This window comes from Cupriavidus sp. SIMBA_020 (genome assembly GCF_046535395.1).
GTDB classification, from domain to species: domain Bacteria; phylum Pseudomonadota; class Gammaproteobacteria; order Burkholderiales; family Burkholderiaceae; genus Cupriavidus; species Cupriavidus campinensis.
In genome coordinates, this window is sequence record NZ_JAWRWU010000925.1 from 1 (window position 1) to 260 (window position 260).

The following is a 260-nucleotide window of genomic DNA, read 5'->3' on the forward strand; positions in this document are numbered from 1 at the left end:
GTGTTTTTCTTTGGCGTCGGCTCGGGCTCGGGGCTCGTTGCGCAGGATGCGGCGTTGAGGTTCTTGCGGCTCGATATCGCGTCGACGGCTTTTACCGATGGTCATTTGCAGCGGCTTTATGCGGGGCTGATGGAGCCGGGCGATGTGGCTTTTGCGATTTCGCATTCGGGGCGCAGCGTCGAGGTGAATGAAAGCATTCAGATCGCCAAAGAGCGTGGGGCGACCACGATTGCGCTGACTAATGTCGGTTCGCGGTTGGC

1 protein-coding gene is annotated in these 260 nt (G+C 59.6%); it reads left to right on the plus strand.

Annotation, left to right across the window (positions count from 1 at the left end; translation table 11 throughout):
- The coding region (locus SB751_RS32145) for an SIS domain-containing protein (RefSeq protein WP_410749281.1) at positions 1-260 on the plus strand (260 nt) is incomplete at both ends.